Below are 11,806 nucleotides of genomic sequence, written 5' to 3' on the forward strand. Positions count from 1 at the left end.
GGCCGGTTGCCAGGACGCAGCGGGCAATCCTCTCCCGTTGCGTGTAAAACGCGCTTACCCATCGGCCACCTCGCAGGTCGTCTGATCACGAGGCGACCCTCCTCCAACCCCGTCCAACCGCGCTTCCCGTCCTTTTCCGTCGTAAGCCGGCACGCTGGCACAACGCTTGCTGCCTAGTTTTTTATTTATCTGGTCCAGAACCGCGTAGCTGGTGCATGCGCGAGCGTAGTGTTCGTTCCTGACCTGCGGGCAGACGATCTTTGCACTACATTGACCAGTAGCGCGCTGAATTTCGATGGCGTGCGATATCCGGCTCTGGAAGCCCCAATGAGCGGTGTGATCGCATCTCGATGCATCCACATCGCGGCAGGACGAATCTGGAAACGACCGATGGAACCTTCACAAAGGTATGCGCCGCGGATCTATTTTCTCCACTCTCTCCTGGTCGGGCCGCTCGACGCATGGCCTGCGCAGTTCGCGCACGCCGCCGAGCTAGGCTTCGATCATGTCCTGATCGGTGCGCTGTTCCAGCCTGGACGGGCTGGGCACGCGCAGATCGTCAGCGATCACCGTCGCCTGCATCCGGTTTTCGAGGCGCACCAAGGCGCTCCCGAGGCGCTGCGCAGCCTTGCCGGCGCCGCGCGTGAACACGGCATGAACCTGCTGGCGGACCTGGTGATCGATCGGGTCGCAGCGGATGGCGCGCAGTTCGCCGAACATCCGGACTGGTTTCACCCGTTCGAATCCGAGGAAGCGCGGCTCGATCCGCGCCATGCGCATCGCGAGGACAACGTTGCCTATGTGAACTTCGGCAACGAAGGCAACACCGCCGCGCTGCTCGACTGGTGGACCCGCGAACTGCTCGCGCTCGCCGAAGCCGGTCTGAGCGGCTTTCGATTCGATTCGCCGCACCGCGTGCCGGCCGCCTTCTGGCGCCAGCTTGGTGCAGCCGTGCGGGCGCAGTATCCGGAGGTGCGCTTTCTCGCGGCGACGCCGGGTCTCGCGCGTGGCGATCTGCTGCAGCTGGAAGGCGCGGGCTTCGACAGCGTGTTTTCTTCCGTGCGCTGGTGGGACTTCCGCGCCAGCTGGATCACGGACGAGCATGCCGCGCTCAGCCGCATCGGCGCGCCGATTGCCTTTCCGGAAGCGCCCTACGGCAGCCGCCTCGCCGCCGATCTCGATGACGCCCACGACTCCGCGATACTCGAACGTGCCTATCGCCGCGCGCTTTTCACCGCGGCGGCAACCGGCACCGGCTGGCTGATACCGATGGGCTTCGAATACGGCATCGCGCAACCGATGTCCTACACACGCGGCCACCCCGCACCGTTCGCCGAGTTATCGAAAACGCCGCGCTTCGATCTGTCCGATGCCATCAAGCACGCAAATGCCGTACTGAGCGCTAACGCAGCGCTGCAAAGCGTCGGCGAGTTGCGCGCGCTCAGCGGCCCGAGTACCTCCCCCGCCGTGCTATTGCGCGGCGACAACCTCGACCTGCGCGACAGCCAGCACGCCACGCTGATCGTCATCAACCCGGACCTTGGCATGCCGGTGCGCGTCGATCCCGCGCGCTTTCTTGCCGGCGTGCCGGGCAACTTCACCTGCTTCGTGCCGCTCGATGCCGCCGCCCAGACGACGCCCGCCGGCCTGCGACCGTTTACGCTCGCGCCTGGTGCATGCCGTCTCTTCAGCGCGCAGGCCGACAAGCTGGTGCGCCTCGCGCCACCCATCGACAAGGCAGGGAGCAAGCGCAGCGGTCGCAAATCCGTGCTGGAAGCCATTGCCGCGCCGCGCGTGGCGATCGAAAGCGTGACGCCGTCAGTCGACCACGGGCGCTTCGTCGTCAAGCGCACGGTCGGCGAGCACGTGGAGGTCATGGCGGCAATCTTCGCGGAAGGGCATGACAAGATCGCCGCCGCGGTAGTGTGGCGCGCGGCCGATGAAACCGCCTGGCACGAAGCCCCCATGCTGCCCGCGCCGCCCGCTGGCAACGATCTGTGGCATACGCGCATCCCGCTCGAACGGGTGGGTCGGCACGAATTCACTGTGATCGCGTGGCGCAACGACTTCGCCTCGCTGGTCGAACACGTGCAGAAGAAGCTGAAGGCCGGGCAAACCGTCGAGCTTGAAATCGACGAAGCCAGTCACCTGTTTGCTCTGGTGCTAGCCGAAGTGGAAACGGTGGAAGGCGCCGTGACCGAGCCGCTCGAGCATATCGTCAAGGTCTTCGCTAAAGCGGACCTCGATACGCGCATGGCGCTGCTGCTCTCGCCCACCACCGCCAAAGCGATGGCCGCCGCGCGCCACCGCCCGTTCCTGACGCGCGACCCTGTCATTTACCGGATCGATGCCGAACGGACCGCCGCGCGTTTCGCCAGCTGGTACGAAATCTTCCCGCGTTCGATGAGCGACGACGAAGCGCGGCACGGCAACTTCGCGGATGTCACGAAGAAACTGCCCCGTATCCGCGACATGGGTTTCGATGTGCTGTACTTCCCGCCGATCCATCCAATCGGCGTTGCCAACCGCAAAGGCCGCAACAACACGCTGAATGCGCAACCCGGTGACGTGGGCAGCCCGTACGCGATCGGCGGTGAGGAAGGCGGTCACACGGCTGTCCATCCGCAACTGGGCACGCTGGACGACTTCAAGCAGATGCTCGCCGCCGCGCACGAGCATGGCCTCGAGATCGCGCTCGATTTCGCGATCCAGTGCTCGCCGGATCACCCGTGGCTCAAGGAACATCCCACGTGGTTCGCATGGCGTCCGGACGGCACGCTGCGCTATGCCGAGAATCCGCCGAAGAAGTACCAGGACATCGTCAACCCGGATTTTTATGCGCACGACGCCAAACCCGATCTGTGGCTCGCGTTGCGCGACGTGATCCTGTTCTGGATCGACGCGGGTGTGCATATTTTCCGCGTCGACAATCCGCATACGAAACCGCTACCGTTCTGGGAATGGATGATCGGCGACGTGCGCGCCCGTCACCCCGACACGATCTTCTTCGCCGAGGCCTTCACGCGACCGCGCATGATGAACCGGCTCGGCAAGATCGGCTTTTCGCAGTCGTACACGTATTTCACGTGGCGCGAGTCGAAGCGCGATTTCACCGAGTATCTGACCGAACTCACGCAGACCAACATCCGCGAGTACTACCGGCCGAATTTCTTCGTCAACACGCCGGATATCAACCCGCGGCATCTGCAGTCCTGGGGACGCGCTGGCTTCCTGATGCGCGCGGCCCTCGCGGCCACGCTATCGGGCCTGTGGGGTGTGTATAGCGGCTTCGAACTCTGCGAGGCCGCTGCCTTGCCTAACAGTGAGGAGTACCTCGATTCCGAAAAGTATCAACTGCGTGCGTGGGACTGGAACCGGCCGGGCAATATCGTCGGTGAAATCAGCACCCTGAACCGGATCCGCCGCGCCAACCCGGCGCTGCAATCGCATCTGGGTGTCACATTCCTGCCGGCGAACAATGACCACATCCTGTTCTTCGAGAAAGCCAACGAAGCGCGCGACAACGTAATCGTCATCGCCATCAATCTCGATCCGTTCAACGAACAGGGCGCCGACGTGGAGCTTTCGTGGGCCACCTTTACCCATTGGCACCTGCACGATCAGGCGGCGCTCGAAGTGGTCGACCAGATGACCGGCGCACGCTTCGAGTGGTATGGCCGCTGGCAACGCGTGCAACTCAATCCCGGTGTGATGCCGTTTGCCATCTGGCGCATTGCGCCGGTTGGCGGACTGCCCGCCGAGCCTCCCAACGCAGACGACGACAACGGCAGCCATGCAGACGCTGGCTACGAACCCCCGACCGAAGGTGCGTAATGAAACGTGACGACCCGACCGAGAGCACGTCGCAAGCCCACGCCACAGCGGCAACCGCCAGCCGCGCCGCGAAAGCGAAACCGGCACGGCGCGGCAAGGTATCGGCGCTGAGCGACGACGCGCTCTGGTACAAAGACGCGATCATTTATCAGGTGCATATCAAGTCGTTCTTCGACGCCAACAACGACGGCGTCGGCGACTTTCCCGGCCTGATCGCCAAGCTCGACTACATCGCCGAACTCGGCGTGAACGCGATCTGGCTGCTGCCGTTCTATCCATCGCCTCGCCGTGACGACGGCTACGACATTGCCGACTATCGCAATGTGCATCCCGACTACGGCCAGCTTTCCGACGTCAAGCACTTCATTACGGAAGCGCACGCACGCGGCATTCGCGTGATTACCGAACTGGTGATCAACCATACGTCGGACCAGCATCCCTGGTTTCAACGCGCGCGGCTTGCGAAGCCCGGCTCGAATCATCGCAACTTCTACGTGTGGTCCGACACGGACCAGAAGTATCTCGGCACGCGGATCATCTTTATCGACAGCGAACCGTCGAACTGGACCCACGATCCGGTTGCCGGCGCCTACTACTGGCACCGCTTCTATTCGCACCAGCCCGATCTGAATTTCGACAACCCGGCTGTGCTGAAAGAGGTGCTGCAGGTCATGCGGTTCTGGCTCGACATGGGCATCGACGGGCTGCGTCTCGATGCCGTGCCGTATCTGGTGGAACGCGAAGGCACCAACAACGAAAACCTGCCGGAGACGCATTCGATCCTGAAGAAGATCCGCGCCACCATCGACGCCGAATATCCGAACCGGATGTTGCTGGCCGAGGCGAACCAATGGCCGGAGGACGTGAAGGAATATTTCGGCGACGAAGACGAATGCCACATGGCATTCCACTTCCCGCTGATGCCGCGCATCTACATGTCGATCGCCAGCGAGGACCGTTTTCCGATCACCGACATCATGCGGCAAACGCCTGACCTTGCGGAAACCAACCAGTGGGCGATTTTCCTGCGCAATCACGATGAACTGACGCTTGAGATGGTCACGGATTCAGAGCGCGACTACTTGTGGAATACCTACGCCAGCGATCGCCGCGCGCGCCTGAATCTCGGCATCCGGCGCCGTCTCGCGCCGTTGATGGAGCGCGATCGCCGGCGCATCGAACTGATCAATTCGCTGCTGCTGTCGATGCCCGGCACGCCTGTGATCTATTACGGCGACGAACTCGGTATGGGCGACAACATCCACCTGGGCGACCGCGACGGTGTGCGCACGCCCATGCAATGGTCGTCGGACCGTAACGGCGGTTTCTCGCGCGCCGACCCTGAACAACTGGTGCTGCCGCCGGTCATGGGCTCGCTGTACGGCTTCGACGCGGTCAACGTGGAAGCGCAAAGCCGCGATCCCCACTCGCTGCTGAACTGGACGCGCCGCATGCTCGCGACGCGGCGTGCCAAGCAGACTTTCGGGCGCGGCACGATCCGCTTCCTGAAGCCGGCCAATCGCAAGATTCTCGCGTATCTGCGCGAATTGCCGGGCGAGCCGACCATTTTGTGCGTCGCGAACCTGTCACGCGCGCCGCAGGCGGTCGAACTCGATCTGTCCGAATTCAACGGCTCCGTGCCGATTGAAATGACCGCGGATTCCGTGTTTCCGGCGATCGGCCAACTCACCTATCTGCTGACCTTTCCGCCCTACGGCTTCCTGTGGTTTCTCATCTGCCCGGGCACGCAACGTCCCACCTGGGCACAGGCGCATTCTGAGCCGCTGCCCGAGTTCGTGACGATCGTGATCCGCGAAGGCCAGGTCGGGCCGACGCCGGAAAACGTCCGGCTGCTCGAATCCGAGGTCCTGCCTTCGTGGTTGAGCCGACGCCGCTGGTTTGCGTCGAAAGATCAGCCCTTGCGCGCTGTCCATCTTGCTGCGCTCACGACGATTCCGAACGGCGGCTTCGCCTTCACCGAAATCGAAGCCGATGTCGGCGATCACACCGAACGCTACGTGCTGCCGATCGCGATTACGTGGGGCGGCGAAACCACCACGCCGTTGTTCATGCAACTGGCGTTGGCACGCGTGCGTCGCGGCCGCAATGTCGGTCATCTGACCGACGCATTCGCACTGCCGATCTTCGCGCACAACGTCTTGCGCAAACTGCGCGAGCGCGCGGTGGTGCCCACCGTGCAGAAAAGCGAAATCCGCTTTGTGCCGACTGACCGGCTCGCCGAACTCGACCTCGGTGAACGCCCCGAAATTCGCTGGCTGGCCGCCGAACAGAGCAACAGTTCGCTGATTATCGCGGACGCGGTGGTGCTCAAGCTGGTACGGAGGCTCGTCAGCGGAATTCATCCGGAAGCGGAAATCAGCCGCTATCTGACGAAGATCGGTTACGCCAACACCGCGCCGCTGTATGGCGAAGTGGTACGCGTCGATCCGGCCGGCGTGCCGCATACGCTGTGTATTCTGCAAGGCTTTATCGACAATCAGGGCGACGCGTGGAACTGGGCGCTCGATTACCTGCGCCGCACCATCGACGACCTCGCGTTTGCAGTCGATGCCGACGATGCCGTGCCGAATCGCGAGAAGGAAGCTCAGGCGATCGAGGGCTATCAGACGATGGCCGCTGTCATCGGCAAACGTCTGGGCGAGCTGCATGTGGCGCTCTCCGCCCCGTCCGACGACCCTGCCTTCGCGCCCGAAGCTGCGACGCCCGAACAGGTAAAGGCGTGGACCGACGGCACGGTTGCCTTGCTCACCTCCGCACTCGACCTGCTCGCACAACGTGTCGATCAATTGATCGACGATACGCGGGACCTCGCGCACAGCCTGCTCGAGCGCCGTGAAGCCTTGACTGAAGCCGTCGCGAAACTGGTGCCGGCCGATGCAGGCGCATTGCGCACGCGCATTCACGGCGACTTCCACCTGGGTCAGGTGCTGGTCGCGCAAGGCGACGCGTACCTGATCGATTTTGAAGGCGAGCCGGCGCGTTCGCTGGAAGAACGACGCCAGAAGTCGAGCCCGATGCGCGACGTCGCCGGTTTGCTACGCTCGTATTCGTATGCCAGCGCAGCCGCGCAATCCACCACGGAAAGCGCCCCGCAGCCGACCGCCGATCGCAAGCGCGCGCTGTTCGAACGCTTCCGTGGCTACGCGGCGGACAGCTTCCTCGCGGCCTACCGCAACGCCGTCGCCGCGGCAGCCCAACCGCTCGTCGCGCCGGCTTCGGAGCAGGCGCTGCTCGACCTCTTCCTGATCGAAAAGGCCGCCTACGAAATCCGCTACGAGGCCGCCAATCGTCCGACGTGGCTGGGCTTGCCGGTGCGCGGTCTCGCTGCGCTCGCGAGCCGGCTGCTCGGCGACACGGGCGCTCCCCACGATTCAACGGCGTCCGGCTCTGCCCACGCCACACCACCTAACCCGGCTGAGGGCGACTATGAGTGAGTACGATCCGACTGCCGGCCTGCAACCGCTCGATCTCGACGCGCTAGTCGAAGCACGTCACCCCGATCCGTTTTCGCAGCTCGGCATGCATCAGACCGACGCGGGCACGGAAGTCCGCGCCATGCTGCCGAATGCCGCGCACGTCAGCGTGATTGCGCGCGCCGACGGCGCGACGCTCGGCGAGTTGCAGAAGATCCATGCCAACGGCCTGTTCGTCGGCCGTATCAGCGCGAACGTGCCGTACCGTTTGAGCATCGACTGGCACGGACATCTGCAGGAAATCGAGGACACCTATTCGTTCGGCCCCGTGCTCGGCGATGAACCGCTGCACCGGCTTGCTCATGGCGACCCGTATGCGGTGCTCGAATGCCTCGGTTCGCGTCCCATGGAGATCGACGGTGTGCCTGGCGTGCGCTTCGCCGTGTGGGCGCCGAACGCGCGACGCGTCTCGGTGGTCGGCGACTTCAATTCATGGGACGGACGTCGGCATCCCATGCGTCTGCGCCATCAGGCTGGCGTGTGGGAACTGTTCGTGCCGCGCATCGGCCCGGGCACGCGCTACAAATACGAACTGCTGTCCCGCGACGGGCATCCGTTGCCGCTGAAGGCCGATCCCTGCGCCATGCAGACCGAACGGCCGCCCGCCACCGCGTCGGTGGTCGCGCATGTGGACGAGATCGAACGCTTTCCGTGGACCGACGACGCATGGATTCAGTCGCGCGGCGCCAATCAGACGCCGCGCTCGCCGATCTCCATCTACGAAGTGCATGCCGAGTCCTGGCTGCGCATCGCGGAAGAAGGCCAGCGCAGCCTCGACTGGGCCGAACTGGCCGAGCGCCTGATCCCGTACGTGCAGGGCATGGGATTCACCCACGTCGAATTCATGCCGATTGCCGAGCATCCATTTGGCGGCTCGTGGGGTTATCAACCGTTGGGGCAATTTGCGCCGTCGGCGCGCTTCGGCAAACCCGAGCAGTTCGCGCAGTTCGTCAATCGGGCCCACGAAGCCGGGCTCGGCGTCATTCTCGACTGGGTACCCGCGCACTTTCCGAACGACGCGCATGGTCTGATCGAATTCGACGGCACGCCGCTCTATGAACACTCCGATCCGCGCGAGGGCTATCACCAGGACTGGAACACGATGATCTACAACCTCGGCCGCAACGAGGTGAGCGCGTTCCTGATTGCTTCGGGGCTGGCCTGGCTCAAGCGCTATCACGTGGATGGACTGCGCGTGGATGCCGTCGCCTCCATGCTGTATCGCGACTATTCACGTGCTGCCGGCGAATGGGTGCCGAACATCTACGGCGGCCGCGAGAATCTCGAATCGATTGCGTTTCTCAAGCGCCTGAATCACGAAGTCGGTTATGTGCCGGGCGTGCCGGGCGCCATCACGATCGCGGAAGAGTCCACCGCATGGCCCGGCGTGACGGCGCGGGTCGAAGACGGCGGCCTCGGCTTCGAGTTCAAGTGGAACATGGGCTGGATGCATGACACGCTGCACTACATGCACGAAGACCCGGTGTACCGCCGCTACCATCATCACAACATGACGTTCGGCATGGTGTACGCCTATTCGGAGTGCTTCGTGCTGCCGCTTTCGCACGACGAGGTCGTCCACGGCAAAGGCTCGCTGCTCGGCAAGATGCCGGGCGACCGTTGGCAACGCTTCGCGAACCTGCGCGCGTATTTCGGCTTCATGTGGACCCATCCCGGCAAGAAGCTGCTGTTCATGGGCGGCGAGTTCGGCCAGATGGCGGAATTCGATCACGACGGCTCGCCGCATTGGCATCTGCTCGACGATCCGCTCCACCACGGCGCGCAAAAACTGGTGCGCGATCTGAACCACCTCTACTGCGACGAACCCGCGCTGTACACGCTCGACTGCGAACCCGGCGGCTTCGAATGGCTGATTGGCGACGATGCCGACAACAGCGTATTTGCCTTCCGGCGCGTCGACGGCGCGGGCCGCGAACTGGTGATCGTCTGCAATATGACGCCGGTGCCGCGGCACGGCTATCGCCTCGGCATGCCGGTCGCCGGTCGTTGGAGTGAAGTTCTCAACACCGACGCCAGCGTGTACGGCGGCTCCAACCTCGGCAACGCCGGGGTGATCCACACCGAGGACATGTCGAGTCACGGCAGGCCGCAATCCGCCTCGCTGATCCTGCCGCCGCTCGCGACGATCGTATTGCGCGCGGACACGTGATGCGACGCTAGCGAGCCGCCTGAAGGAACACCCGCGAAGAAAACAAACCACCAGAACAAGGACGGGAACCATGTATGCATTGCCCGACCGACTGTCGCCGGGTTCGCCCTATCCGCTCGGGGCGAGCTGGGACGGACTCGGTGTCAACTTTGCGGTTTTCTCGGCCAATGCCCAGCAGATTGAGTTGTGCCTGTTCGACCCGACTGGCCGCAAGGAATTGAAGCGGTACGCGCTGCCGGAGTGCACTGACGAGGTCTGGCACGGCTACCTGCCGAACGCGCATCCCGGCACTGCATACGGGTTTCGCGCCCACGGCCCGTACCAGCCGCAGAACGGCCATCGTTTCAATCCGCACAAGCTGTTGCTCGACCCGTACGCGCGCAAGCTGGTCGGCCAGTTTCGCTGGTCCGATGCGCTCTTCAGCTACCGCGTGCATTCGAACCGGCTCGATCTGTCGATTGACCGGCGCGATTCGGCGCCGGCCATGCCGAAGTGCGTCGTCATCGACGAGGCATTCGACTGGTCGCACGACACACGTCCCAACGTCCCGTGGGGCGAGACCGTGGTCTATGAAACCCACGTGCGTGGCGCCTCGATGCTGCGTCCCAATCTGCGCACACACGAACGCGGCACCTTTGCGGCGTTGTCGTCGCCGGAATTTATCGGACACCTGAAAAAGCTCGGCGTGACCGCGGTCGAACTGTTACCCGTGCACGCCTTCCTGAACGACCGCTTCCTCGTGGAGCGTGGGCTACGCAACTACTGGGGTTACAACACCGCGGCGTTCTTCGCGCCGGAGCCGTCGTATCTGAGTACGCACCGGCTCGACGAAATGCGCATCGCCGTCCGCCAACTGCATGCAGCGGGCATCGAGGTGATTCTCGACGTGGTCTACAACCACACGTGCGAAGGCGGCGAAATGGGCCCGACCGTGTCGTGGCGCGGCCTCGACAACGCCAGCTATTACCGGCTGGTGCCCGGCGACGAACGCCACCATATCAACGACACGGGTTGCGGCAACACGCTGAATCTGCCGCATCCGCGCGTGCTGCAAATGGTGATGGATTCGCTGCGCTACTGGTCGACGGCGTTCAATATCGACGGCTTCCGTTTCGATCTCGGCGTGACGCTCGGCCGCGAACATAACGGCTTCGATCCAGGTGCGGGCTTTTTCGACGCCTTGCGCCAGGACCCGATCCTCTCGCAACGCAAGCTGATTTCCGAGCCGTGGGACATTGGACCGGGCGGTTATCAACTGGGTAATCATCCGCCAGGCTTCGCGGAGTGGAACGATCGCTTTCGCGACACTGTGCGCCGCTTCTGGCGTGGCGATGCCGGACTGCGGCCCGATCTGGCCGCGCGTCTGACCGGCTCGGCCGATCTGTTCAATCACCGCTTTAGAAAGCCTTGGGCTTCGGTCAACTTTGTGGCATCCCACGACGGTTTTACGCTCGCTGACATGGTGGCCTATGAGCAAAAACACAACGAAGTGAACGGCGAGAACAACAACGACGGACATAACGAGAACTGCAGTTCCAATTGGGGTGTCGAAGGTCCGAGCGACGATCCGGCGATGCTCGAAACCCGCGCGCGGGTCGCACGCTCGCTGGTCGCGACGCTGTTCATGGCGCTCGGCACGCCCATGCTGCTCGCCGGCGACGAAGCGTGCCGCACCCAGCATGGCAATAACAACGCTTACTGCCAGGACAACGAACTATCATGGATCGATTGGGAACGCGCGGGGTCTGAGGAAGGTCGCAGAATGACCGAATTCGTCGCACGCGTGATCGCTTTACGCAAACAGCATCCGTTGCTGCGCGAGACGCGCTTCCTGTTCGGTGACCGTGAGGTGTTGCCCAGTCTGTGCGACATCGGCTGGTTCGACGAACGCGGTTTACCCTTGACCATCGAGGCCTGGCAAGACCCGGAAGGACGCGCGCTGACGCTGCGCCGCGCGGGTGCAGGAGTCGACCACGAAACGGAAGTATTGTTGATGATGCTCAACGCCTCGGGTGGCATGTTGCGCTTCGCGCCGCCCGCGCCGCATCTGGAATGGCAAGTGCTGCTGGATACGGCCGACCCCGATGCGCCCGCTCACCCGCTGGCGGTGTCGGAAGTGGAAGTAGCCGGCCACAGTCTCGTCATGCTGGTCTCGCGGCCGACAGGCTCGGCAGCCGGGCGGGCGGGTTCGGAGGCTGAGCCACAACAGCCTGACCCGCAGCCGTCGACCGCGTTGTCGCCTGAGCCAGATATCAGCGCGCCCACCGACGGCGAGTCGTCCACATAGCGTTGCCGGAACACGAGGCGG

4 protein-coding genes are annotated in these 11,806 nt (G+C 63.6%); all 4 read left to right on the forward strand.

What is annotated here, in order from left to right; genetic code table 11:
- The first annotated feature begins 390 nt into the window (after window positions 1–390).
- The 4 genes from P3T43_RS03545 (at window position 391) to glgX (ending at window position 11,785) form a co-directional block, all read left to right on the forward strand.
- Window positions 391–3,834, forward strand: coding sequence for a maltotransferase domain-containing protein (locus P3T43_RS03545; protein WP_429279663.1), 3,444 nt, complete (start codon window positions 391–393; stop codon window positions 3,832–3,834).
- Complete coding sequence (treS, locus tag P3T43_RS03550; protein ID WP_429279664.1) at window positions 3,834–7,289, forward strand: maltose alpha-D-glucosyltransferase; 3,456 nt, start codon at window positions 3,834–3,836, stop codon at window positions 7,287–7,289. Before P3T43_RS03545 ends, treS begins: the two co-directional genes overlap by 1 nt.
- Entirely contained in the window at window positions 7,282–9,498 is a 2,217-nt protein-coding gene (glgB, locus tag P3T43_RS03555; protein WP_429279665.1) for a 1,4-alpha-glucan branching protein GlgB, read from the forward strand. Before treS ends, glgB begins: the two co-directional genes overlap by 8 nt.
- Before the next feature lie 70 nt (window positions 9,499–9,568).
- Window positions 9,569–11,785 carry a glycogen debranching protein GlgX gene (glgX, locus tag P3T43_RS03560; protein WP_429279666.1) on the forward strand — a complete coding sequence of 739 codons (2,217 nt, stop codon included), beginning with the start codon at window positions 9,569–9,571 and terminating at the stop codon, window positions 11,783–11,785.
- Window positions 11,786–11,806: the final 21 nt, after the last annotated feature.

The sequence above is a fragment of the Paraburkholderia sp. GAS41 genome (genome assembly GCF_050436545.1).
Lineage (GTDB): Bacteria > Pseudomonadota > Gammaproteobacteria > Burkholderiales > Burkholderiaceae > Paraburkholderia.